The organism is Acidimicrobiales bacterium, from assembly GCA_035546775.1.
Classification (GTDB): Bacteria; Actinomycetota; Acidimicrobiia; order Acidimicrobiales; family JACCXE01; genus JACCXE01.
Genome location: DASZWD010000042.1, coordinates 1 through 24,727 on the forward strand (window position 1 = coordinate 1; position 24,727 = coordinate 24,727).

At 66.7% G+C, this 24,727-nt stretch carries 24 protein-coding genes and 1 tRNA gene; 14 read left to right on the top strand and 11 right to left on the bottom strand.

The window, feature by feature from the left end:
* Positions 1-53: 53 nt before the first annotated feature.
* A complete protein-coding gene (locus tag VHC63_10145; GenBank protein HVV36951.1) occupies positions 54-884 on the top strand; it encodes a TauD/TfdA family dioxygenase in 831 nt (276 codons plus the stop codon).
* Here the strand turns inward: VHC63_10145 and VHC63_10150 are convergent.
* Positions 881-1,387: a nitroreductase family deazaflavin-dependent oxidoreductase gene (locus tag VHC63_10150; GenBank protein ID HVV36952.1), complete on the bottom strand. Its 507-nt coding sequence runs from the start codon at positions 1,385-1,387 to the stop codon at positions 881-883. The two genes, VHC63_10145 and VHC63_10150, sit on opposite strands and share 4 nt — an antisense overlap.
* A gap of 60 nt (positions 1,388-1,447) precedes the next feature.
* Here VHC63_10150 and VHC63_10155 point away from each other — a divergent pair.
* Both VHC63_10155 and VHC63_10160 read left to right on the top strand, forming a co-directional pair.
* Positions 1,448-1,531, top strand: a tRNA-Leu gene (locus VHC63_10155).
* Between the two features lie 139 nt (positions 1,532-1,670).
* Positions 1,671-1,991, top strand: coding sequence for a hypothetical protein (locus tag VHC63_10160; protein HVV36953.1), 321 nt, complete (start codon positions 1,671-1,673; stop codon positions 1,989-1,991).
* An 18-nt stretch (positions 1,992-2,009) separates the two neighbouring features.
* Here VHC63_10160 and VHC63_10165 read toward each other — a convergent pair whose 3' ends face one another.
* The gene (locus VHC63_10165; protein ID HVV36954.1) at positions 2,010-2,576 is read right to left on the bottom strand and encodes a hypothetical protein; all 567 of its coding nucleotides are present in this window, start codon (positions 2,574-2,576) and stop codon (positions 2,010-2,012) included.
* 301 nt (positions 2,577-2,877) lie between these two features.
* Here VHC63_10165 and VHC63_10170 point away from each other — a divergent pair, with 301 nt between their 5' ends.
* The 9 genes from VHC63_10170 (at position 2,878) to VHC63_10210 (ending at position 11,310) form a co-directional block, all read left to right on the top strand.
* Positions 2,878-3,333, top strand: a complete 456-nt coding sequence (locus VHC63_10170; GenBank protein ID HVV36955.1) for a HEAT repeat domain-containing protein — start codon at positions 2,878-2,880, stop codon at positions 3,331-3,333.
* Between the two features lie 130 nt (positions 3,334-3,463).
* A complete protein-coding gene (locus tag VHC63_10175; GenBank protein HVV36956.1) occupies positions 3,464-4,279 on the top strand; it encodes a TIGR04255 family protein in 816 nt (271 codons plus the stop codon).
* The gene (locus VHC63_10180) at positions 4,279-4,965 is read left to right on the top strand and encodes a hypothetical protein (protein HVV36957.1); all 687 of its coding nucleotides are present in this window, start codon (positions 4,279-4,281) and stop codon (positions 4,963-4,965) included. Before VHC63_10175 ends, VHC63_10180 begins: the two co-directional genes overlap by 1 nt.
* Positions 4,955-5,668 (top strand): hypothetical protein, encoded by a 714-nt coding sequence (locus tag VHC63_10185; protein HVV36958.1) that lies wholly within the window; start codon positions 4,955-4,957, stop codon positions 5,666-5,668. Before VHC63_10180 ends, VHC63_10185 begins: the two co-directional genes overlap by 11 nt.
* 776 nt (positions 5,669-6,444) lie before the next feature.
* The gene (locus tag VHC63_10190) at positions 6,445-6,897 is read left to right on the top strand and encodes a helix-turn-helix transcriptional regulator (GenBank protein ID HVV36959.1); all 453 of its coding nucleotides are present in this window, start codon (positions 6,445-6,447) and stop codon (positions 6,895-6,897) included.
* 154 nt (positions 6,898-7,051) lie between these two features.
* Positions 7,052-8,104, top strand: a complete 1,053-nt coding sequence (locus VHC63_10195; GenBank protein ID HVV36960.1) for a hypothetical protein — start codon at positions 7,052-7,054, stop codon at positions 8,102-8,104.
* A complete protein-coding gene (locus tag VHC63_10200) occupies positions 8,101-9,873 on the top strand; it encodes a hypothetical protein (protein HVV36961.1) in 1,773 nt (590 codons plus the stop codon). The genes VHC63_10195 and VHC63_10200 overlap by 4 nt, the downstream gene beginning before the upstream one ends.
* 129 nt (positions 9,874-10,002) lie before the next feature.
* Positions 10,003-10,488, top strand: a complete 486-nt coding sequence (locus VHC63_10205) for a hypothetical protein (protein ID HVV36962.1) — start codon at positions 10,003-10,005, stop codon at positions 10,486-10,488.
* A 339-nt stretch (positions 10,489-10,827) separates the two neighbouring features.
* Positions 10,828-11,310 carry a hypothetical protein gene (locus VHC63_10210; protein HVV36963.1) on the top strand — a complete coding sequence of 161 codons (483 nt, stop codon included), beginning with the start codon at positions 10,828-10,830 and terminating at the stop codon, positions 11,308-11,310.
* A gap of 121 nt (positions 11,311-11,431) precedes the next feature.
* On the opposite strand, the gene VHC63_10215 is transcribed toward VHC63_10210, so the two are convergent.
* From VHC63_10215 to VHC63_10250, 8 genes are all read right to left on the bottom strand, one after another.
* Complete coding sequence (locus VHC63_10215; protein HVV36964.1) at positions 11,432-12,298, bottom strand: glycerophosphodiester phosphodiesterase; 867 nt, start codon at positions 12,296-12,298, stop codon at positions 11,432-11,434.
* Positions 12,299-12,307: 9 nt separating this feature from the next.
* A complete protein-coding gene (locus VHC63_10220; protein HVV36965.1) occupies positions 12,308-13,567 on the bottom strand; it encodes a cytochrome P450 in 1,260 nt (419 codons plus the stop codon).
* Positions 13,568-13,576: 9 nt separating this feature from the next.
* Complete coding sequence (locus VHC63_10225) at positions 13,577-14,893, bottom strand: AarF/UbiB family protein (protein HVV36966.1); 1,317 nt, start codon at positions 14,891-14,893, stop codon at positions 13,577-13,579.
* Positions 14,890-15,504 carry a TetR/AcrR family transcriptional regulator gene (locus VHC63_10230; GenBank protein HVV36967.1) on the bottom strand — a complete coding sequence of 205 codons (615 nt, stop codon included), beginning with the start codon at positions 15,502-15,504 and terminating at the stop codon, positions 14,890-14,892. Before VHC63_10230 ends, VHC63_10225 begins: the two co-directional genes overlap by 4 nt.
* A 54-nt stretch (positions 15,505-15,558) precedes the next feature.
* Complete coding sequence (locus VHC63_10235; protein HVV36968.1) at positions 15,559-16,698, bottom strand: DUF6596 domain-containing protein; 1,140 nt, start codon at positions 16,696-16,698, stop codon at positions 15,559-15,561.
* Between the two features lies 1 nt (position 16,699).
* A complete protein-coding gene (locus VHC63_10240; GenBank protein ID HVV36969.1) occupies positions 16,700-17,107 on the bottom strand; it encodes a YciI family protein in 408 nt (135 codons plus the stop codon).
* Positions 17,108-17,209: 102 nt separating this feature from the next.
* On the bottom strand, positions 17,210-19,609 hold the full coding sequence (locus VHC63_10245; GenBank protein ID HVV36970.1) for a glycoside hydrolase family 2 protein: 2,400 nt from the start codon (positions 19,607-19,609) through the stop codon (positions 17,210-17,212).
* Positions 19,610-19,638: 29 nt separating this feature from the next.
* Entirely contained in the window at positions 19,639-21,243 is a 1,605-nt protein-coding gene (locus VHC63_10250; protein ID HVV36971.1) for a DHA2 family efflux MFS transporter permease subunit, read from the bottom strand.
* Positions 21,244-21,312: 69 nt separating this feature from the next.
* Here VHC63_10250 and VHC63_10255 point away from each other — a divergent pair, with 69 nt between their 5' ends.
* Positions 21,313-21,906 (top strand): TetR family transcriptional regulator, encoded by a 594-nt coding sequence (locus tag VHC63_10255; GenBank protein ID HVV36972.1) that lies wholly within the window; start codon positions 21,313-21,315, stop codon positions 21,904-21,906.
* Positions 21,907-21,913: 7 nt separating this feature from the next.
* Positions 21,914-22,696 (top strand): peroxide stress protein YaaA, encoded by a 783-nt coding sequence (gene yaaA, locus VHC63_10260; GenBank protein ID HVV36973.1) that lies wholly within the window; start codon positions 21,914-21,916, stop codon positions 22,694-22,696.
* Here yaaA and VHC63_10265 read toward each other — a convergent pair.
* Complete coding sequence (locus VHC63_10265) at positions 22,675-24,669, bottom strand: glycosyltransferase family 39 protein (GenBank protein ID HVV36974.1); 1,995 nt, start codon at positions 24,667-24,669, stop codon at positions 22,675-22,677. The genes yaaA and VHC63_10265 overlap by 22 nt on opposite strands.
* Between the last annotated feature and the right edge of the window lie 58 nt (positions 24,670-24,727).

Genomic DNA, 24,727 nt, shown 5'->3' on the forward strand with positions numbered 1-24,727 from the left:
TCGTCGTCGCCTTCGTAGAACAGCGCCCAGTGCTTCGTCATACCCTTGAGGTTATGGACGTCGCACCGCTCACGCCTGTGCTCGGCGCCGTCGTGGACGGCGTCACCCTCGAGCCCGGCATCGCCGACGCCGACGTGGCCGGCATCCGCGCCGCGCTGCTGGCCCACAAGGTGCTGTTCTTCCGCGGCCAGTCCCTCGACGCTGGCGACCTCACGAAGCTCGCCACCCGCTTCGGCGAACCCACGCCGGCGCACCCCGTCGAGCCGGCGGTCGAGGGGCATCCGGAGGTGCTGGCGCTCGACTCCGAGGAGGGGGCCCGCGCCGACGTGTGGCACAGCGACCTGACGTATCAGGAGCGCCCGCCGCTCGGGGCGATGCTGCACGCCGAGACCGTGCCGGCGGTGGGAGGCGACACCGTGTGGGTCGACATGTGCTCGGCTTACGACGCGCTGTCGCCGACGCTCCAGGCCTTCCTGTCGGGCCTGACCGCCACGCATTCCTCCGCCAAGGCCGACGGCTTCTTCGCCACCCGCGACACCACGGGCGGCGTCGCCACGATGGCCAACGCCGCCGCGCCGCCGGCGCACCACCCCGTCATCCGCGTGCACCCCGAGACGGGCCGGCGCAGCGTGTTCGTGAATCCGCTGTTCACCATCAAGATCGACGGCCTGCGCCGCGCCGAGTCCGACGCCATCCTCGAAGTGCTCTACGACGTGGCCACCCGCCCCGACGGCATGGTGCGCTGGCGCTGGCAGGCGGGCGACCTGGCGTTCTGGGACAACCGCTGCACGATGCACTACGCCCTGCGCGACTTCGGTACGGCACGGCGCAACATGCTGCGCGTCGCCCTCGAAGGCGACGCGCCCGCCGGCGTCGGCGCCTAACGCGGTCGCAGCCGGAACACCCGGATCTGTCGGGGTGCGCACTTCTGGCGGTAACGCTCGTAGCCGGCGTAGAAGTCGACGACCGTCGCCCACGCCTGCTCGCGTTCGTCGCCGGCCAACAGTTCGGCGCGGTAGGCCGCCTTGGGGCCGCGGAACTCGACTTCGCAGTCCGGATGGGCGATGAGATTGGCGCTCCACCCGGGGTGGGGCGGCCGCCCGTAGTTCGAGGCGATCGCCAGCAGCCCGTCGCCCGTGTCGATCAACGCCAGCGGCAGTGTGCGCGGCTGGCCTGACTTGGCGCCCGTCGTCGTGACGAGCCCGACCTTGTCGAGACCGGTCGAACTCAACCGCCCCTTCGTGCGCGGGATGACGACACGGTCGATCTTCGGCGCCACCCGCAGCAGGTACTGGTAGCCGACCGGGCCCATGACCGCCCGCTCGAGCAACGCCTCGTCGACGCGGAGCTTGCGGCCCCGCATCGGACTGAATCGGCGCAGCGCCATCACCGCACGCTACGCCTTGGTCCGCGGCCGTCGTCGTCCGCTACCCTGACTGCTCCACTCGGGCGAGTGGCGGAATTGGCAGACGCGCAGGATTCAGGTTCCTGTGTCCGAAAGGATGTGCGGGTTCAAGTCCCGCCTCGCCCACTCAGGGTTTCCGACAGAAGTAGCCGCGTCGGACCGACAGAAGTCGCGCAGCCACGACGACATAAGTCGGAGCGGCTGCTCTCGGACTGATCTCGCGATCGTCAGCTTCGAGCGACCAGCGGACTTCACGACCGAACGAGTGCTTCTCGCAGCCGAATTGTTCCTTGGCGGCGGCACTAACTACGAGAGGCCATTGCGAGCCGCGGTTGACCTGATTGGGTCGGTCGCTGGCACGCACTCCGACGTGGTGATGCTCACCGATGGTCAATGTGCAGTGAGCGAAGCGTTCCATAGCTGGTACCTCGACCAACAGCATTCGCGTGAGTTCACAACTTACGCCGTCGTCATCGGCGGCGATCCCAAGGCGGAACCCCTGAACCGCCTGTGCAACGGGAAGGTGTGGTCGGTGCGCGACCTCGCCACTGGCAGCGAGATCCAACCGTTATTCCGACGCCTATGACCGCACGTCACGTCCCACCTACGTTGCCGTTGGAAACTGATCGTCCGACATTTCTGGGGCCATCTCCCAGAGGGTTTGCTCGATGTCGTGCATCGCGTCCTGGCCACCGGCGAAGACGAGACCCGTATCGGCGAGGTCTCGGTTCGCAAAGCCCTCAAGCCAGGTCAGGACGTAGAGCGGATCGTGGTCGATGATGTCGTCACGCGTCCAACTCGAACCCAACTCGCGTGCCCGACGCTCGACGTAGGCGAGCAACTTGGCCTCGTCAACCACGACGAAGTCGTACCTCGCTTGCCACGTGACCTTCCGGCCTGGCGGAGCGACGAAGTCTCCATCGTCCCCCGCCTCGGAGTCCTCGCTCTCCAACTCGTAGACGTCGTCATCTTCATCATCGAGTGGGTCGCCGAAGCCATACAGAACACCGCCACCCCATCCGCGAGCCCGAAGCTGCTCCTCGACGGTCCGCGCCGCAGCTCGCACGGCGACCATCGAATCCGAAATCGTCGCGAGGTCGTCACTGTCGAGACGGTCCGCGTGGGCGAGTAGCACCTCGGCGAGCGCGCGAGCTGCGGTCGAAGCAGTCATCCAGACATTGTGCCGACGACCAACTTGAACGGCACGACGGAAGCGCCCGACGAAGCGCTCGGGTACAACTGTGGCCGTGTTGCGTCGTAGGTCGAGACGACTGTTCGCGGGCGAAACTGCGGCAGTCGATGCAGCTATCAACCAGTTCGCGACCGATTACTCCGCTGAGGGAGAGGCTGCACTTCTCGCTACCGGGGAGGCGGGACTCTGCCGACTTCTCGATTCGTTCTTCGGTGACGCCCGACTTGAGGTGAAATGGAGGAGTGGACGCGAGAGCGTCGATCGGTTCAATCACGCTCTAATGCTGCTCGCGGCATCGCATCCTGACGTCTTCGTATCCGCGTTGCGTCGACGCCGCGTCATGTGGTGGTCGCCGCGAACCACAGTCGCTGTCATCCTCCGCGAGATCGCTGACCCCAAAACAGCGGACCTCGTATGTGGCTATCTCAGAGACCGCAACTGGCTCGCTCGTCTTCACGCCGTACGAGCCCTCGACCGCATGGGCGGCGAGGACGCGCATCGTTGTATTGAGAAGGCGCTTCGCGACCGGGAACCGTACGTACGTATGGTCGCGATCCAAGCGATCAGTCGGTGGGATCGTGGGCGAGCGAAGGCGCTCTACAAACAGGCGCTTCACCCCGCTCGCGGCAAGGCGCTTCCGCCGCACGTCAAACGCGAAGCAGAGGCCGATCTCGAAGATCTTGAAGCCGGGCGAGTCATACCGGTCACCCGCCCATGGCGGGTAGGGCCGTTCTAAGGCAGTCATCGCCCCCGCAAACTCGGCGCAAGAATCTTCGAGTTTGATGTGAGTTTGCCTCTTTACTGTTGCCAAGCTGCCGATCGTGTTACATGATCAGTTACAGTTTCGGTTTCAGTAGAGGAGGGTCGTGGCTCCCAGTTCTACGCCACCCTTTGCCAACGCGCCGCTCGTCCTGACGGCTGCAGAGGTCAGATTTCCTGAGGTGGACGACATCAGTCGTCGTGTCGAGCCTGTTCGAGAGTTGGTGCGCTTGTTGCTACCAATTCGCGAACTGATGCCGACGAACAACGTCCAGATCGGACCCGACGGCATCCCGTCCGTAACGCAAACCGTCACTCCGCGGTTCGTGAACCGGGATCACACAACTGCGATGACCGTCAATCCCCAGGCGATAGTGGTCGAAACCACTGCGTACGACGGATACACAGAGTTCCGACGGTTGCTCGAAGTCTGCTTCGAGGCTGCGGCGGCAGCTCTGTCGCCCGACGGCGTTAGCCGCATCGGTCTGCGGTACATCGACGAGATTCGAGTGCCCTCAGTTTCGGAACTACCGGGCGATTGGTCCGGGTGGATCGATGAGAGATTTATCGCGTCGGTCGATCGTTCGCTTCTTGAGGAGACCCACTTGAGGCCAAAAGCGTGGCAGGGAGTTGTGCAATACGAGACCGCGCCGGACTCAACGCTCGTGGTTCGCTACGGACCAGCGCAAGGTTTCGCGGTGCTGCCTGCAGCGCCGACGCGGCGGCTAAATCCCGCCGAGCCCGGACCCTATTTCCTGCTCGATACCGACAGCTTCTGGGAGCCGTCGCTTCAAACGCCTGAGTTCGACGCCGCTGGCGTGCTGTCCCGTTGCGACGATCTGCATACGCCGACGCGCAAGATCTTTGACGCCATTACAACTGAGAGACTTCGGACCGACGTGTTTGAAAAGGAGCGTGCGTAATGGTCGCAGTGCAGCGTCCAGCGAGTAGCCCAACCGGTGCCGGCACGGTCGGTACTGCAGCGTCGACTGCCGTTGACACGGAGACACGCACTCAGACCGTCTCACGTCTGGCGGACGATGTGGCCGTGGGTCGCATGGAGTCCGAAATGATTCTGAGGTCCTCGCGTGATCTCGTGCAGCGATGGGATCAGTTGCATGTGGACACGGCAACGATTCTCCACCGGCAGGCGACCGCGCATCGCATGAAGCAGCCAATGGTCGACCTACTCGCTGAAATCTCCGATCTTGGGTTCCCGTGGAGCGAGTTTGCGCGCGTCGTTGGCGTATCCGTTCCCGCACTGCGTAAATGGCGGCTCGGTGCGGATGCTTCACCCGAGAACCACACACGAGTCGCAGAGGTCGTCGCCTTTTGCGACGTGCTCGCCGATCGCCATCCAGGCATTGCCGACATCGTCGGCTGGTTGTCGATGCCCCTGGTAGCGGGTAGTCGCTGCCCTGTCACCGGCATGGACCTTCTCAGCGAACGTCGGTTAGATCTGCTATTTCGGCACGCTGAACCGAACAACGACCCGCATACAACTCTCGACTTGCACGACCCCGATTGGCGGAGTCGGTACGACGATCCGTTCGAGGTCGTCGTTGCGGATGACGGGTTGCCGTCAGTCCGAATGCGACATGACCGATGAAGCCCTAGAGACCGAGCCAAATCCTGAGCTTTTAGCCGCGCCGTCCTCCGACGAGCAGATCTACCTCGCGCGCGGCGCGGACGTGCCGACTACTCGGCCGAGGATGACCGGCGACGTCCTAAAAGGCATCTCGCCCGCTGGGTTAAGTGCTGAGTACGTCATCGTCCTGACCCATCCGTGTTCCATGCGAAGTAACGGGGTCGACCTAGCCGAACGCATCGTTGTGGCTGGTGTTGAACCGCACCAGTACGTCGGCCACAACAAATGGACCGGCTACGGCAAGGTCATGCCTCTACCCGCTCTCGTCGCGGGCGCTCACTACGCCGCGTACTTTGAACAGATCGGTGTCGTGAGTGGTGACGCTGTTGTGGCGAGTGAACGCGTCGCTTGTCTTAGTGACGAAGGAACCAACCTTCTGCAACAACGTTTCATCCATAACCTCACTCGGTTCGTGGTTCCGACCTATCGCCTCCACGAAGCGTGTCGGTCCGCCTTCCGCGAGGTCGATTTGCTCGAGGAATGGTTAGAAGCTGCTGCGGGTGCGAAAGCCGACATGGGAAGTTCCGGCCACGAGTTTCACGAGTGGATTCGTGAAACCGATGGGTCGTCGCCCTCACGGCAAGACCGGCTAAAGGATCCTCAACAAGAAGGAGCAATTCAGCGCGAGTTGCGCCAGCTCGCTCGCGCACGCTTCAACCTGTAGATCGCTTCCTGCCTCGTTTCTTCGCCCAGACAACGATCTGAGATCGCAGCCACAGTCGCGGCCGACCGGCCCCGAGGTCCACCACTGGCCGAGGCATGTCTGGATACCGCGCTTGATAGACGCTCACCGAGGTTCGCTGCGCAAGCCCAAGGAGCTCTGCGACTCCCTGAGCGTCGATCAGATCCTCCGTGTTGACCTCTGGCGTCACAGCCGGAGATTCTTCTTGGTGTTGACACCCGAATACAACAACCTGTATACAGGTGTCAACATCAAACACTCAAAGGTCGTGATCGTGCGCCAACGCGTCAGGACCTCACCCGGTACCTAACAGGAGGACCGCATGACTCAGATTCCGCAGCAGGCCGTGCTCGGCATTGCTTGCGTTCGCCAGGCTCGCATCGGCAGTCGACACCTTCCTCGCGACGCATCCCGACCGCGTTACAGATGAGCTCCGTCTGGCGCATGACGCGTTCCTCAAGGCGATGGACGCAGCTGCGCCGACTCACGCGGCGACGTGCGCGCGTTGCCATGCTCCGATCCTTCTGATCGGTAGCCGTTGGCTCCATTCGGACTCGTCGCGCGGCTGCCGCGCAGCGAGTTTTCAGTCAGACATGGGATGGAACGACGACCTCGATCGTCGATGGAAGGCGACACCGCAAAAGGGGACCGTGAGTCCCGTAACAGACGGCGGCTGAACGTCGCAGTGAACAAAAAGGCGGTCCCGGCGGTGCGCCAACACCCCGGGACCTGGCCAGCACCTAACAGGAGGTTCTGACATGACCAATCGTAGTTTTGACGCGCGCGCCGACGAACGGCGTGAAGCACTCGGCCGTGCAATACGGAAATACCGGGGGGATCGCAAACAGAGTGAGTTGGGGGCCCTCCTGGGTGTCCCGCAGACGACCATCAGTCGCTGGGAGGTCGGACTTGTCGATCTCGGTGTCGAACAAGTTCGCGGCCTTGAGCGCGCCCTCGATCTGCCGCTCGGCACTCTCGGCCGCGCGGCCGGATACGTGGACCCGTGTCTGACAGGTGACGAGGACACATGGCCCGGATTTCGGGTCAGCTTCGTCGATGACTTTGAGCTTGCGAAGTCGCTATTAGAAGCCGCTGCTGCGCTCGACATCGGCGTTCGCATCTTCAACCGTTGGCGCGAACTCGCGAACGGCGAGAAAAATCTTGAGTGGGTCATCGTCTTGTACGAAGACGCGTACGAAGTCGACGAGTGAGCCCTCTGACCTGCGCTTTTGCTCCTGAAAAACGCGCCTTTCGGGTGGCCACTCGAGAACCGAGTACCCACAAAGTGCGTACGCGCCCCGCATATAACCGAGGATCGAGTACTCGGAAAACGAGTGCGTACCAGCGCGATACACGTATCACTCGATGGGTGCCCCGAAGGACCGCGCGACGGATCGTCGATTCGCCGACTACGTGCACCCCGACGCGCCTGCGCGACCGAATCCAGCGACGATCGCCAGCTTCCTTCTTGCCCGGTCCGGCGAGTGGGACACAGGCCAGCCGTTGGCTCCCTACGACAGCGTGACGTACCGAGCCGACCGCTTCCAGCCCGATTCGGTGCCAGCCGACGTCTGGGAGCAGATCAAGCCCGTCGTCAACCAGGTGGTTCTACAAGCAGCGACCGGCCCTTTCCGTGCGAAGGAGATGTCGTCACTCGTTACGCAGATCGCATGGTGGTGTCACCGGGAAGGACTGCAGACCGACCTCGCCACCATCCTCAACCCCGACGTGATCGACCGCTTCGCTGTCGAAGGCTGCAAACACCTCAAGGAAGGGACCGGCGGCAACTACCGAAGCAAGCTCCGTCGGATCGGCCAGATCGTGATTGGGCCGCCCCTTTACCCGAGCCAACTTCAAATCAACCGATCCGACGTCACCGCACCGTATTCCGACGCCGAGGTCGGAGACATCGTTGGTTGGGCATTGGGTCGCCCCACCACCTACATGCGCGAAAACCTCGAGCCCGTGCTCGGCTTCGGGTTCGGAGCGGGCCCATCGACGCAGGAGTTCATCTCGGCGGTCGGTACCGACTTTGTCGACTACGGCGACGTCCTCGTCTGGAATGTCGCCATCGGACGGCCACGGCAGGTGCCCATCCTCAAGGCGTGGGAGTCGACGGCCCGTTCAGTCCTGGCGCGGGTTGGGGACGCACCAATCTTCCGTCCTGAGCGTGACTCAATCCGACGCAATGACCTCACGTCGTTCTTCACCAATTGCTCCAAGGACGGGGCGAAGGTGCCCCCTCTCACGTTTCAACGCTTCCGTGTCACGTGGCTCGTTCAGCACCTGCGAATGGCGACTCCCCCTCGGTCGCTAGAGCTGGCGTCCGGTACGACGATCAGGCACATCGGTGAGTACACGCGTTTCCTCGCAGATCCTGCGCCCGAGCAGTTTCGTAAGGACATGCGCGGCGCATGAGCCAGGCCGCCAACTACGGCGACGAGCATGACGACCTCGAGGAACACCCCAATCGGCCACCGCGTGGTGATTGGAGCTTCCACGACACGGTCGTGCAGTGGGCGGCAGCAAGCATCGACAGAAGCGGGCTCGTCCCCCGCCTTGAGCTATGGCGAGCGACTGACCAAACACGGAGCGGTCGCCCACCGAATTGGCCTTCGGATCGTGCGTTGCTTACTGCGATGCTCCTGGCCGCGCGGGAAGGTCGACCATCGCTCATCACCGAGTACCGAGACATCCTGACGAAACACATCTCCGCGACGATGCGAGACGCGCTCGCGATCCCTGAGCCTCCGCAACTGGACGACACCAATAGCTGGCTGGCCGCATACCGGAGGACACGCACGAGGTTTCGCGCGATCTGCAAACTCATCGACCCGTCGCCCTTTCCAAAGAATCGCCGGCTGTCGCCGGATGAGTTCGAACACGCATGTCGTGATCTGTCGCCTCAGCAGATGGAGCTCTACTCGGCGCGTCTGACGTTCGTTGCGAACGCCGTTCTCGAGATGAGCATCGCCGAGATTCCGGCAGCGGTTTTCGCGCGGTGGAAGGGATCGGTCGGCGTCGACGCCACTCCCATCCCGCTGTTCAGCCGCCCGCCTCGCACGTCGGGCAAAGGCAAGAACCGCGTGACTCTCGTTCACTCCGCCGACCCCGATGGTGGGTTCTACTCGCGGACCGCTGACGGGCAAGACGCGAACAACCTTGTCGACGCGTTGGACCGCAAGATCAAGAAGCGTTTTTGGGCAGACGAAGGCACGTTCGTGGTGACCGCGAGCGACGAACCCGACGAGGACAAGGACTTCCCGCACCCGTTGATCATCGGAATGGCTCCGCTCCACCGACCAGGCGTCGAACCTGGCGAGAACGGGGTACGGGCATTGGCGAACGTGCAGTCTCGTGGCTACCCCGCAGGCTGGCTCGCTGCAGACCGCGCCTACTCGAGCTCGGTCCCCGAGAAGTTTCAACTCCCCGCCAAAGCAATGGGCTACAAGGTGGTCTTTGACTACCGCTCCGACCAGCTCGGCCACCAGACGACGCACGAGGGCGCGCAACAAGTGGACGGGCAGTGGTACTGCCCCGCAATGCCTGAGCAGATCGTCCTCGTCACCAAAGAGGAAGCGGAGTTAGAGCGCGACTTGTACGAACAACGGATGCAGGCTCGTGAGAACTACGCGTTGCGTAGGCGCGGGAGGCCCGATGCCAACGGCGACACCCGTTGGGCGTGCCCTGCCGCAGGTCCCTCACCGACCGTGACGTGTCCGTTCAAGCAGAACCAACAGGGAACCGGGCTAATGCCTGTGTTTCCAAGCCTGTTACTCGAGGCGAAGAAGCCGAAGATCTGCCAACAGGACACGATCATGATTCCGCATTCTGCGGGCGCGAAGTTCGGACAAGAGCTGACGTATCGCAGTCCAGATTGGCACCGGCTGTACGCCGCGATTCGCAACACGAACGAGGGCATTCACGGCATTGCGAAGGATGGCGCGTACGAAGCGCTCGGCGTAGCGGAACGCCGTCGAGAACGCGGCGTCGCGGCACAGACGCTGCTGGTGGCGTTCCTCCTCGTTGGTGCGAACCTTCGAATGCTCGACAAGTTCCTCACAGAGGCAACGCCCGATTCCGATGGCGTTTTGCGCGTGCCGACTAAGGCTCCGCCGCCGTCGCGTTTACGGCCGGCGCTTTCGGATCACTTACCGCAGGACATCGACATCGACCGAGTTCTCTGAGACCACCGCGCGACGCAGCGCGATCGAAGAGGTCGCCCTCACCTCCTCGGCCGATCGTTCGACGACAGAACCCCAAGCATCGACAGTCACGAGAAGCGGATTACAGAAGGGCATGGCACCATGAGCGGCATGACCATCGCCGGCCTACGCGAGTTGAAGGCGTCACTCGACTCACTGGTCGTGCAACCGGAACTCTTTGACGGCGAGTTCTCGACGGAACAGCGCGAGGCGATCGACGATGCCATCCAGAACTTCCTTACGGCAGGCACCGAGATCCTCGCTGCAGTCACGCCGTACCTGTGGCAGTACCGCGATTCGGTCAAGAAGGCGACCTTTGCGACGCGTGCGCGACGAAAGCTGCGACGCGCGGACACCGAGATCTGGGAAGAGGTGCGCCTGGTTCAACGCCCAACCATCGACCTCGGCGGCACTTCGCTGATGCCCGCTCGTTCGTATGTGACGTTTGAGGGCGAGGTGGCGTGGGAGCCCGAGCACGGCCTTGGACTCGTCTTCGAGGACGGCCGCCGCGTCGTCAAGGTCGGTCCCTACGACGGGCACGCAACGGTGGCTCACGCCTTTGGCGATCCCGCCCTGCTCAACGTTGTGTTCAAGTAACCGGAGCGTCCTTCAAACCGGCATACGCCAATCTGCTTGACGAAGTCGATAGCGGCCGGATTGTCTGGTGGGCGAAACCGCCGAGGTTCGCGTTGGCGTTGCTGTGTGCCCCCCGCCCGCATGGATTCACAAATCACCCCGGAGAAATTCGTGAAGCCGGCAGATTGTTTTACTCCGTCGTCACAACACCGGCTTGGGCAGCTGCTCCTGCCTGCGCATTCGGACTTCTGTCGGTAACCCACTCACTCTGTGATGGCTCTCAACGGAGGAACTGAACCCCGGCAGCAATCCAAGTCGGGCGCACACGCGAAGGTTCGCGGATTGAGAAGCGTGCTCCTAGTGTTCATCGCGGTCGTAGCCGTCGGTTGTTCATCCGGAAATTCGCCTAGCCGTAGTCGCACGTTTGGTCGTAGCGGCGACCAACTCGTGTTGACCCCGACGAGCGCCGCTCATCACGTCAGTCACGCGGCAGCGAAGCGAATCCTCGACCATCCGTTCACGATGCCGGCGTCGAGCAAGCCCGAGGTGCTGTATGAGGGGCTGGTCAAGCTGCACTCGCAAGGAGCCACCGATATGACTGGCTCAGGAACGAACCTCAATCATCGCGTCGTCGCGATTTCAACGCTGGAAGGCCGTGTCGTGTGGGTACGGGTCAGCCGCGTGACCAAGGGAGTGGTCTTTAGCTGCCCGATGGAACCCGCGGGCGCAACGACGATCGCTCACCGCGACGTTTCGCCGACGTTCTTTGCCGTCGTCGTGGACGCCTCCACCGGGGACGAGGCGGACTGGGTCGAGACGCTGAGCGGCAATCCCTGCTCATGATCTAGCCCACGGACGCACGGTCATCGCCCGCCGCCCAACCAACCAAACCAGACCGAACCAAGCGTTTCAAGCACTGAAACGCGCGGCAAATGAGCCCGAAATGGCGCTGCGGGCGCGCGTTTCAGTGCTCGAAACCCCGATCGAACGCGACGCCGCGGCGTTGCAGGACCGCTTCGAGCACCAAGGGGCGGTCGGTCATGATGCCGTCGACGCCGAGGTCGACGAGTCGTTCCATCTCGTCGGGTTCGTCGATCGTCCACACGTGCACGGCGAGGCCGTGGTCGTGGGCCCGGGCGACGAAGCGCTCGTCGGCGACGACGATGTCGCCGAACGTCGCCGGCACCTGCAGGGCGCGGTGGTGCGTCGCCGGTAGTGGCGCGTCGTCCTGCACCGCTTGCCAGATGGCGGTCGTCAGCACGGTGCCGCACGACGTGTGGATCTCGGGGGCAATCGCGCTGAAGGCGTCGGTGGCGCGGTCGTCGAACGAGGCGACGATCACGTCGTCGGTGCGGTCGAACTCACGCAGCAGATCGGCGACGCGGTGCTCGTAGGGCGCGACCGCCGGCGCCGTCTGCTTGATGTCGAGGTTGAGGAACACGCCGGGGAACTCCTCGAGCACCTCGCGCAACGTGGCGATCCCGAAGGACGGGTCCGTTACCGCCTTGCCGCGATGGACGTATTCGTGCTCGGCACGATCGTCGGCTACGACTTCGCCCGGCACCCACCAGTGGGCGTTGTCGAGCCGGCGCAGTTCGTCGTAGGTCAGCTGCGCAATTGCACCGCGGGCCGGGGTGGTGCGGTCGACGGTGGCGTCGTGGCACACCACGACCACGCCGTCGGCCGTGGCGTGCACGTCGAGCTCGAGGGCGTCGGCGCCGCCGGCGACGGCTCGGCGCAAGGCGAACAGCGTGCTCGACGGAGCCTCACGCGCCCCGCCCTGGTGCGCGTAGTTCAGGACTCGCCGCGCGAGCCAGGGGTTGGCGGCCACGGCCCCGGTTTACGCCGCGGTGAGTGAGACGGGCAACGCGGACAGGCCGCGCAGCGCCAGGGAGGTGCGCCAGTCGGGGGTGTCGAAGCGCGCTTCGATGGCGCGCGTGCGGCTGAGAAGTTCGTTGAAGATGACTTCGCCTTCCATGCGGGCCAGCGAGGCGCCGATGCAGTGATGGATGCCCCAGCCGAAGCTGAGCGGGACGTTGTCCGTGCGGCTGACGTCGAAGGTCTCGGCATCCTTGAAGTGCGACGGGTCGCGGTTGGCGGCGCCCTGCAGGATGATCACGGGTGTTGCTGTTGCCAGCGGCTCGCCGGCGACCTCCGCGTCTTGGAGGGCGACGCGGATGTTGAGCTGCACCGGGCTGTCCCAGCGCAGCAGTTCGTCGACGGCGCGAGGCGCCAGCGCCGGATCGGCGCGCCACGCGTCCATCTGCGCGGGATGTTGCAGCAGGGCGAGCAGACCGTTGCCGATGAGGTTCGTGGTCGTCTCGAACCCGGCGATGAACAACAGCACCGCGGTGGCGATGACCTCGTCGTCGCTCAGGGCGTCGCCCGCCTCGCGCGCCGCGATCATTCCCGAAAGCAGGTCGTCGCCGGGCTCGGCGCGGCGCTGCGCCACCAGGTCTTCGAAGTAGCGGCGCGTCTGTTCCATGGCGTGCATCGCCGCACGTGCCGCGGCGTCGTCGTTGGAACCCATCGCACCGATGACCGCCGAGCGGATCATCGTCTGGAACCCGGCGCGGTCGGCTACCGGCACGCCGAGGAGGTCGCCGATCACGGTGACGGGCACCTGGAGGGCCAAGGCCTCCATCACCTCCACGTCGCCGGCGTCGAGCATGGCGTCGACGTAGTGCGACGCCAGTCGCTGCACGCCGGGCCGCATCGCCTCGGTGCGCGACGGCGTGAAGGCGCGCGACACGAGACGGCGCAACCGCGTGTGGTCCGGTGGGTCGGCGAAGAGCATGTTGTTGCCGCGCGTCAGGAACGAGTCGCGTGTCTCGGCATCGACGTTGCCGACGCCGCGCAGCACGCCGAGGATGCCGCCGCCTTCGGCCATCAGTGCGGTGCCGCGGCCCAGGCGCGGGTCGCGCAGCGCCGTCATGCAGTCGTCGTAGCCCGACAACACGACGGGGCCGAACCCGGTGCGCAGCACCGGTGCGGTGTCGCGCAGCTGGCGGTACACCGGGTACGGGTCGCGGCGCGCCTCGGGCGACACGAACAGCTGCAACAGCAGGCCATCAGCGGTGGGGTCGACCACAGCAGGCATTGGAGACTCCTAACCCATGAGGCGCCCGAGAATGCTCGGGTCACTCAAGATCACGTAGTCGGGCGCCAGTTCGCGGGCGTAGCGCTCGAAGTAGAGCAACTGCTTGGACAACAACACCAGCGAGCGCGGCAGCACCACGTGGTACTTGGTGGCCACCGACAGCACCTGGCTGAGCGACTCGCCGTAGCTCAGCTCCATGATCGACTTGGCCAGCACCGGCTCGAGCAGGGCGCGCACATCCTCGGTCGCCTGCGCCATGTCGACCTCGGCGTCGGGCGACGCCGCGCCCAGGTCGAACACGGCCTGCACGACCGCTTCGAAGTCGCCGCTGAGGAACAGCGCGGGCACGGTGCGCTTGAGGACGGTGCGGGTGCGGTCGTCGAGGGTGCCCATGATGCCGAAGTCGAGGAACGCCACCTCGCCCGCGGGCGTGACGAACAGGTTGCCGGCGTGGACGTCGCCGTGGAAGAAACCGTGGCCAAGCGCGCCGTCGAGCCACGCCGACACGCTGGTGCGCACGAGGTCCTCGAGGTCGAAGCCGGCGGCCCGCAACGATGCACCGTCGTCGACCGGCACCCCGTCGACGTAGGTCATCACGAGCACGCGTTTGGACACCATGCCGTCGACAACCCGGGGCACGACGACTTTGTGCGCCGCCGGTGTCGTGGCGAGGTTGGCCGCGAAGCGCTCGATCGACGCCGCCTCGCCGCGGAAGTCGAGCTCGGCCCGCAGCGTGGTGGCGAGATCGTCGACGATCGCCGTCGGGTTGAGCATCTCGCCGACCGCACCCACGCGGGCGAGCACGAAGGCGAGCAGGCGCAGCAGGCGCAGGTCCTGTTCGATGCGGCGCCGCAGGTGTGGACGGCGGACCTTGACCGCGACCCGCGTGCCGTCGTGCAGCACGGCGCGGTGTACCTGGGCGATCGACGCGGCGGCGACGGGCACGTCGTCGAAGGAGGCGAACAACGTGTCGATATCGGCGCCGAGCTCGCGGGCGATCACCGTGCGGATGCGTTCCGCCGGCTCGGCCGGGACGGCGTCGAGCAGCTTGCGCATCTCGTTCGACAGCCCTTCGGGGAACAGGCCCGGGCTCGACGCGATCAGCTGGCCGAACTTCACGAACGTCGGACCGAGCTCGGCGAAGCTGCGCCGCAGCGCGACGCCCGCGGCGCGCGGCGCCTGGCGCCGCGGTGCGACCACGAGGCCCCCGCCGCGCCGGCGCACCGTCACCAGCCCGTTACGGGCGAGCACGACCGCGATCTCGGCGAGGCGCGACGCGTCCTCGATGCGCGGCAGCAGGACGGGCGGTTCGAGCGTCGCCGTCATCGGCGCGCCTTGACCGGCGACAGCGCGGGCACCAGGAACTCGGCGAGGAACGTCCTCAGATTGCCCTTGGGCGGCGCCAGGATCAGCGTGACGGTCTGGCGCACCAGCCACTCGGCGACGACCCGCGAGTCGCGGCGGGCGAGCTGACCCGAATCCATCAGCGCGTCGAGCACCGGGGCGACGATGTTGGCGACGCGGCTCGAGGCCACGCCGAGGTCACTGATCAGTACCGGGCCGACGAGCTGGGGCTCGTCGCGCAGCACCTTCATCAGCACGGGGTGGCTGCGGGCGTGTTCCACGACCACCTCGAGCATGGCGACGATGGCGTCGGGCCCGCGCTGGCCGCTCAACGCCGCCGGCACCTTGCGCAGGAGGCGGTGCAGGTCGCGGGCGAGCAGCAGTCGCGCCATGTTGTCCACCGTGCCGACCTGGCGGTACACGGTCACCCGCGATTTGCCGACCTCGGCGGCCACGTCGGGCACCCGCGTGCGCCCCACACCGAAGCGGAGAAAGCAGCGGGCAGCGGCGTCGAGGTATTCGTCGAGTTCCGCCGGTGGGACCGGTGGTACGTCGGCCAGGGTCACACCGAGGTCTTCGAGCGCCATCACCATTGTGAAACAGTTGTACGAAATTGTTTCACCGTTGTCAAGCAGCGGGAGCAGCCATCAGCTCCGCAGGCGCTGATTCACCCGCGCCGCTTGGCGGGTCAAGTGGTCGCGTTCGGCGACGCTCGCTGCGTGCCGCGCCGCCTCCGCGTACAGGCGCGCCGCGGTGGCGTACTCGCCGTTGCGCTCGTGCAGATAGGCGGCCACCGCGTCGCGCCGCGGCGTCCCCGCGGGGACCTCGCCCAGCGCGGCGAGGCCGGCGTGGGCCCCGTCGGCTTCGCCAACGGCGACGGCGCGGTTGAGCCGCACGACGGGCGTGTCGGCGAACCGCCGCAGTTCGTCGTACCAGCTCACGATCTGGATCCAGTCGGTCTCGGAGAAGGTGGCGGCGTCGGCGTGGAGGGCGGCGATGGCCGCCTGCGCCTGGAACTCGCCGAGTTCGTCGCGCGCGAGGGCCGCTTGCAAGATGTCGACGCCTTCGGCGACGCGCGCGCGGTCCCAGCGGCTGCGGTCCTGCTCGGCGAGCGGGACGATGGCGCCCTCGGCCGTGGTTCGACTGGCGCGGCGCGCATCGTGGATCAGCATGAGCGCCAGCAGCCCGTCGACCTCAGGCGACGGCGCCAGCGCCCGTAGTTCGCGCGTGAGACGGATCGCCTCGGCGGCGAGGTCGACGTCGCCCGAGTAGCCCTCGTTGAACACGAGGTACAGCACACGCATCACGGTGTCCACGTCGCCCGGACGGTCGAGGCCGCTGGCGGCGACGGTGCGCTTGGCCCGGCTGATGCGCTGGGCCATCGTCGCTTCGGGCACGAGGTAGGCGTCCGCGATCTGGCGTGTGGTGAGGCCGCCGACGGCGCGCAGCGTCAACGCGACCGCGGACGACGGGCTCAGGTCCGGATGCGCGCACAGGAAGTAGAGGCGCAGCGAGTCGTCGGCGCTCGGCACGCCGTCGGGCGGTGGCTCTTCGCTGACGCGTGCTTCGCGCGCCCGGCGCGCCGTGTCGGCACGCGCCGCGTCGAGGAAGACACGCCAGGCCACCGTGACGAGCCACGCCTGCGGATCCGCTGGGGGTTCGTCGCGCGCCAGCAGGCGCACGAGTGCCTCCTGCACCGCGTCCTCGGCCGTCGCGAAGTCGGCGCCGCGCCGGACGAGGACGCTCAGCACCCGCGGGACGAGGGCGCGCAGTTCGACCGCGTCCACCTCAGTCGTTGAACTGCGGCGGCGCGGCGAGGAAGGGCCGCACTTCGAGCCATTCGTGGATCGGCTCGCCGTTGGGACCGGGGGCGTCGGACAAACCCGCCGCGACTTCGATGGCGCGTTCGTAGCTGTCGACGTCGATGACCATCCAGCCGGCGATGAGGTCCTTCGTCTCGGGGAACGGTCCGTCGGTGACGGGCGGCTTACCGGCGCCGTCGGAGCGCACCCACACGCCGTCGGGCGCCAGCGCCTGGGCGTCGACGAACTCGCCGCTCGCCTGCAGCTTGGCGGCGAAGTCGTGCATGAAGCCGATGTGGGCGTCGACCTCTGCGGGCGTCCACTGGTCCATCGGCGCGCAGTTCAGCGGCTCGTGCGAACCGCGGTAGTGCTTGAGCAACAGGTACTTGGCCATGGTGATCTCCTTGTGTGACTGCGGCTTCGGTGCCGCGTTCACCCCTGGGACGGAGCCGCCTCCGCCGTTTCGACATCGATACCAAGATTTCTGGCAGAAGCGTTACAGCGTTCTCCAGCGCACCCGCGCCGCCACCTCGTCGGGTGACAGGTCGGCCTCGGGGTACACGGTCACGCGCCGCGGTTCACCCGGGAGCAGGTGGAAGAAGTTGTCGCTGAACGTGGCGTCGACGCCGTCGAGCCACAGCATCACCGACAGCGCCAGCCGGTCGGTTGTCAGCGTGATCGCGTCGCCGTCGACCGACGCGGTGACGCGCGCCGCGGTGAGCACCAGGTCTTTCGGCTCGGCGAGCAGCAACGACGCTTCGACATCGGCGAACGTGGCGTGCACCAGCGCGTGGGTCGCGGCGTCGCGCACCGCCGCCGGCAGCTCGAGGTCGGCGATGCGTTCGCTCGCCAGCGGGTCGATCGACGCGTCATGCGACCACTGCCAGAGCACGCTGCCGTCGAGGTCGACGACGCGCAGCGCGAGCGTGCCGTCGCGGCCCGTCAACGAATCGTTGACGAGGTGGACACCGACGCAATCGTCCTCGTCGGTGAGGCTGAGCAGCAACGGGGCGTAGAAACGCTTTGCGGCGTACCACGCCGCCTTGGGGCGCAGCGCGTAGTCGACCCACGCCCAGCTCTGCACCGGCCAGCAGTCGTTGAGCTGCCACACCAGCGTGCCCATCGTGTGGGGGCGCAGCCGCCGGAAGTGCTCGATGCCGAAGCGCATGGCGTCGGCCTGGTTGAGCTGGCTGTAGTACACGAGCTCGGGCAGCGTCGCCGGCATCGGATAGTGCAGCGCGATGAATCCGAGGTACGTGTCGTAGCCCTTGCGCGTCTTGTCGTGCCAGCGCATCCCGGGCGTGTCGACACCTAGGTGTTCGGGCGCCAGCGCCGCCCGCAACGTTTGCTCGGCGGGCGCGGCGGCGAAGCCGAACTCACTCACGAAGCGGGCGCGGCACTTGACGTAGTGGCGCCAGTCGCCTTCGCCGTGCCACACGTTCCAGTAGTGCGAATCGCCGTCGCTGTCGCCGCTCGGGTTGTCGTCGCTCCCCCACGGGCTGCTCGGCCAGTAGGGGCGACCGGGATCGTGCGCGGCGACGACGGCGGGAAGCACGTCGTCGTACAAACGTAAACCCGGCAACGTGTCGAGCTTGCCGTAGGCCCCCATCCACCCCAACCACTGGTTCTCGTTGTTGCCGCACCACAGCGCCAGCGACGTGTGGTTGCGCAGCCGCTTCACCGCGGCGGTCGCTTCGGGCACGATGGCGGCGACCGTGGCGTCGTCGTCGGGATACACGGCGCAGGCGAACGGGAAGTCCTGCCACACCAGAAGCCCGAGTTCGTCGCACACGTCGTAGAACTCGTCGGACTCGTACAGGCCGCCGCCCCAGATGCGGATCATGTTCATGCCGCAGTCGCGGGCCCGCTCGAGCACCCGCCGCACGCGTTCGGGGGTGGTGCGCGCCGGGAACGAGTCGTCAGGGATCCAGTTGGCGCCTTTGGCGAAGATGGGCACGCCGTTGACGCAGAAGAAGAACGACGCGCCGGCGGCGTCTGGCTCCTGCACCAGTTCGACCTGGCGCAAGCCGATGCGGGCGTCGCGCACGTCGTCGTCACCGACGCTGATCGTGAGGTCGTAGAGGGACTGCTCGCCGAGACCGGCGCACCACCAGCGCCGCGGATCGCTGACCGACAGCGTGATGGTCGCGTGCCCGTCGACCACCGGCGCGGTCGCGTTCGTATCGGTGCCGTGCCCGAACAGCCACACGCCCACCTCGGGCGCGGCGCCCTCGACCTCCACGTCCACCGTCACACGCGCGCTGCCGTCGTCGGCGAACTCGGCGCGCCACGACCAGTCGGTGATGCGGGCCGCGGGTACGCGCACGAGGCTGACCGGCCGCCAGATGCCACAGCCGCGCAACCGCGGCCCCCAGTCCCAGCCCCACATGTACTGCGCCTTGCGCACCATCGCCCGGCTCGACATCGCGGGCGGGGCGTCGGCGAGAGCCGCCAGCCGCTCCTGGCCGGCGCGCTCAGCCGACTCGAAGCGCACCTCGAGCGCGTTGTCACCGACTCGCAGGGCGTCGGTGACGTCGAACTCATGGGCGACGAACATGTTGTCGCTGGCGCCGATCTCCACGTCGTTGAGCAGCACCGTGGCGACCGTGTCGAGGCCGTCGAATCGGAGCACGTGACGCGCCCCCTCGAGGGTGGCGCCGTCGACGGCGAACGCGCAGCGATAGGCCCACGCCGCGTCGTCGACCCACTGCACCCCGCGTTCGTGCATACCGGTGAACGGATCGGGAATGACGCCGGCGCGCTCGAGGTCGAGGTGGACGTGGCCGGGCACCGTCGCCGGTAGCCAGGCGCCGGCGTCGCTGTTCGGGATCGGCGCGGCGTCGGTCTGGCGGAACGACCAGCCGTCGTGGAGGAATCGGGTTTCGGTAGTCGTCATGGCGTGGACCGGCACGCCGACGCTAGCGATTAGTTGGACGTCGGAGTGTCGGCGAACACCGGCGGGATGCCGCCGAGGCCGAGTTCGGCGGCGTTCTCGGCCGACGCCATAGCCGAGGACTGCGCGCCGTGCTGCTCGATGCGCTGCGGCAGGAACTTCAACACCGACGCCGCCGCGATGATCGCCAGCGTCGCGCCCGTCAGCGCCGTCCAGTGGATGCCGGACACGAACGCGTGCTCGGCGGCGTCACGCAGCGCCATGGCGGTTGCCTGCGGCAGATGCTGGGCCGCCTGCATCGCCGTGCCGAGTGAGGTCTTGGCAGCGGTGCGGTCGGCGGGACTCAGCCGCCCGAGCACGCCGGCGATGCCCGAGCTGTAGCGCGACGCCGCCACGCTGCCGAGAACGGCGACGCCGAGGGCGGCACCGAGTTCGCGCGTGGCGTCGTTCATCGCCGAGCCCGCACCGGCGCGCCGCGGCGGGACCGCCGACATGATGGCCGCCGTCATCGGCGACATGGTCATGGCGATGCCGCCGATCAGCAGGATGAAGCACACCAGCACGTACCAGTACGACGTGTGCACACCGAGGAACGAGAACGAGGCGAACCCGCACGCCACCAGCGTCATACCCGCCGCCACGGTGCGGTTCGACCCGAAGCGGGCCACGATGCGCGGCGTCTGCGGCGCCACGATCATCATGATCGGCGCCATCGGCAGGAAGCGCAGCGCGGCGGAGAACGGGCTGTAGCCGAGGATGAGCTGGAAGTACTGCGTGATGAGGAACATGACGCCGAACATCGACAGGAACATCAGGATCATGCCGGCGCTGGCGGTGCTGAACGCCGGATTGCGGAAGTAGGCCATGTCGAGCATCGGCTCGGCGACGCGCCGTTCCCACTGCACGAAAGCGAACAGCACCACGGCACCGACGACGAAGGCCACCAGCGTCGATGGCGCCAGCCACCCGTTTTCCGGCGCCGAGATCAAGCCGAAGACGAGCGACACGATGCCGACGATCGACAGTACGGCACCGACGGGGTCGAGCTTCTGCTCGTGCGGATCCTTCGAAGTGGGCACGAGGTAGGCGCCGGCGGCAAGGGCGACCAGGATGATCGGCACGTTGACGAGGAACACCGAGCCGTACCAGAAACGCGCCAGCAACCACCCGCTGGCAATGGGCCCGAGCGAGCCAGCACCGCCGCTCACACCCGCCCACACCGCGATCGCCTTCGCCCGTTCGTGGGGCGGGAACACGTTGACGAGAATCGACAGCGTCGAGGGCATGATGAACGCGGCGCACGCCCCCATGAGGAGGCGGCAGGCGATGAGTTGCCACATCGACGTCGACAGCGACGCCAGGCCGACGCCGCACAGGAATCCGAGCAAGCCGAGCTGGAGCGCACCCTTGCGACCGAAGCGGTCGCCGATGGCACCGGCGGTGAACAACAGGCCGGCGAAGACCAGCGAGTAGCCGGCCACGACCCACTGCAACTGCGACGTCGACGCGTCGAGCTGGCGCGACAAGGTGGGTATGACGACGTTGAGGCTCGAGTTCCCGACGGTGACGATAAGGAGGCTGAGGCACAGCACGCCCAGCGTCCACCACCGCTTGGGGTTCAGGGCCGCTTCGTCCACGACATCAGTATGACGTACTCTGACTTCTGACACAAACTGACAGAAGTCAGATTGTGCTACATTTTTTCCGTGGTCACCACCGGCCTGCGCGAGCGCAAGAAGGAACAGACGCGCGACGCCATGTTCCACGCCGCGCTGCGCCTCTTCGCTGCCCGCGGATTCGACCATGTGACCGTCGAGGAAATCGCGGCGGCGTGCGACGTGTCGCCCCGCACGTTTTTCCGCTATTTCGCGTCGAAGGAAGACGTGCTGTTCGCCGAAGGCGACTCGGTCTGCGCGCGTCTTGTGTCTCTCATCGGCCAGCAGGACACAAAGTTGACGGCGTTCGAGGCCCTGGAGGCCGGGATGCTCGACGCCGCCTCCGACTACGCCGCCCAGCGCGAGATGCTCGAACTGCGGCGCACCGTCGTCGAGCAGACGCCGTCTCTGCGCACCCGCTCGGCCGAGCGGCAACAGGGGTGGGAAGCCGAGATCGTCGCCCATCTCCGGTCGTCGGCGCGCGCCAAGCGCACATCCGACCTCGAACTACGCCTCGTAGTAGCGGTGTGCACCACGGCGCTGCGTACCGCCATCGAAACGTGGGTCGCCGGCGAGGGCACCGACGACCTGGTGAAATTGACTCGTGCCGCGTTCCGTCGTCTCCGCACCGGGTTCGGTCAGTGACTAACCGGTGCTGATCCTGCTCTCGCCCGCCAAGTCGCTCGACTACGAGTCGCCGCTGCCGACGAAGCAGTTCACCCAGCCGCGGCTGCTTGAACATTCGCGTGAATTGATCGACGTGATGCGCACGAAGGCCGTCGACGAGATCGCCGCGATGATGGGCATTTCCCTGGAGCTCGCCGATCTCAACGCCCGGCGCTACGCCGAGTTCGAAACGCCGTTCTCGCCGGCCAACGCCCGCCCGGCGGTGTTCGCCTTCAACGGCGACGTGTACCGCGGCCTCGACGCCCGCCAGTGTCTCACCGCCCGCGACCTCACCGAGGCGCAGAAGACCGTCCGCATCCTGTCGGGTCTCTACGGCGTGCTGCGCCCGCTCGACTTGATGCAGCCGTACCGGCTCGAGATGGGCACCAAGCTGTCGACGTCGCGGGGCGACACGCTCTACGACTACTGGGACGCCGTGATCGCGCCGACGCTCAACGCCGATCTGGCGGAGTCGCCCGGCCCCGACCTCGTGGTCAACTTGGCGTCAGGTGAGTACTTCCGCTCGGTCGACACCGACGCGTTGAACGGCACGCTCGTGAGCCCGCGCTTTTTGGACCAGGGGCCGAAGGGCGACCTCAAGATCATCTCGTTCGCCGCCAAGTGGGCGCGCGGCGCGATGGCGGCGTGGCTGGTGCGCAACCGCGTGCGTTCGGCGCGGCGCCTGCGCGACTTCGACGTGGCGGGCTACCGCTACGACCCGTCGCGCTCGACGCCTACCGAGCCCACCTACGTCCGTGTGAGGTCGTAGACCGTCACGCCACCCACGGTCGTGGACGAGAAGGTGCTCGTCACCCACGACGAGATCTGCGCCGACGTCGAACCGGTCTGGTTGCCGCCGGCGGGGCCGAAGCGGCGCCCGCCGTTGCCGCCGCTGATGAAGTAGTGGATCTTGCCGGCGCGCACCCACTGCTGGAACTGCGCCAGCGTGGGCGAAGGGTCGGTGCCGTTGAAACCGCCGATCGGCATGACCGACTTGTCGGTGGCGAGCTGGTAGCCGCTCGCCTCGTTGGCGCCGACGGTCGCGGCGATCCAGGTGTACTTGCCGGCGTCCTGCAACAGGTAGGCGGTCAACTCGGCTGACGGCGTGCTGGCGTTGAGCAACCCACCGGCGCCGCCCGGAGCAGTGGTGCCACCACCGTTACCCGCAGCGAAGGGCGGAGGCCCACCGAACCGGCCACCGAACTGACCCGCGGGCGGACCGCCGGCGAAGCCACCCGGTCCGCGCGCGGAACGGCCCTGGCCCGCGGGCCCAGCCGTGGGCAGCGCGCCGCTGTGGGCCGCGGCCGCGGTGTCGAGCGAGTATGCCGCCGGACCGATCAGCCCCACACCGACCGCGGCGATGGCGGCACCGGCGATCACCTTCGGCCCGACCAAGTGACCGATGAGCAGCAGGAGCATCGTGACGGCAGCGGCGGCGAATACGAGCGGCGCCAGCCACGGCAACCAGTTCGGCGTGCGGGCCAACAGCGCAATGGACCACACGGCGGTGACGGCCACCGTGGCGGCGAACGCGATGCGGGCCCACCACGCCGACCGCTCGCGCCACAGCAGCGCACCGCCGACCGCAACCGTGCCGCCGATGCCCGGCGCGAGGGCAACCGTGTAGTACTCGTGGATGATCCCCTTGCCCAACGAGAAGGTGAGGGCGGTCACGACCAGCCAGCCGCCCCAGATCATGAGGGCGGCGCGCGTGCGGTCGCGCCGGTCGCGCCCCGCCGTCGCCACCAGGCCGACGGCGAGCAACACGAGCGCGGCGGGAATGAGCCACGACGCCTGGCCGCCGAAGGCGGAGTTGAACATGCGGAACAGGCCCGTCGGTCCCCACATGGTGGTGCCCCTCGGGCCTTGCTGGCCGCCCACGCTGCCTGACTCGTTGCCCGTCAACCGGCCGAACCCGTTGTAACCGAAGATCAAGTTGAGGACCGAGTTGTTCTGCGAGCCGCCGACGTAGGGACGCCAGCTCTTCGGCGTCAGCTCGACGGCGGCCACCCACCAGGCGAACGCGCCGAGCATGGCGGCCGCGCCGATCGCCAGTTGCGCGATTCGCCGGCCGAGCTTCGGGGGCCCGGCGAGCAGGTAGGCGAACCCGAACGCCGGCACGACGAGGAACGCCTGCATCATCTTGGCCAGGAAACCGAGTCCCACGAGGGCGAAGCACATTGCCACCCACTTGGTGGCGCCGTGTTCCAACGCCCGCACCATGGCGTAGCCCGCGGCGGTGAGCAGCAGCACGAGCACGGCGTCGGGGTTGTTGAACCGGAACATCAACACGGCGACGGGCGTGAGCGCCAGCACCGCACCCGCCACGAGTCCCGCGGGTGCCCCGAACCACCGCTTCACCGCGGCGTAGAGGAACGCCACCGACGCGACACCTTCGAGCGCGTTGGGCACCAGGATCGACCAGCTGTTGACGCCGAAGATGCGGGCGCTGACCTCCATCGGCCACAGGAACAGCGGCGACTTGTCGACCGTGATCGAACCGGCGGCATCAGACGCGCCGAAAAACGCCGCCTTCAGGCTGTGGGTGCCGGCCTGCACCGCCGCGCTGTAGAACGAGTTCGCCCAACCGGAAGCGCCGAGTCCCCACAGATACAGGACCGCGGTGGCAGCCAGGAGGGCGGCGAACGCGGGACGCTCCCACGCCGGCGAACCGGCGGGCGCCGGCGGAACGTCGGCAGTGACGGCGTCACCGATAACAGGACGGTCGAGGGTCAGCGTCATGGTCGTCCACGATGCGCCCCCAACCTCGGAGATTGCTGGGACTGCCCTCGGAGTTCGC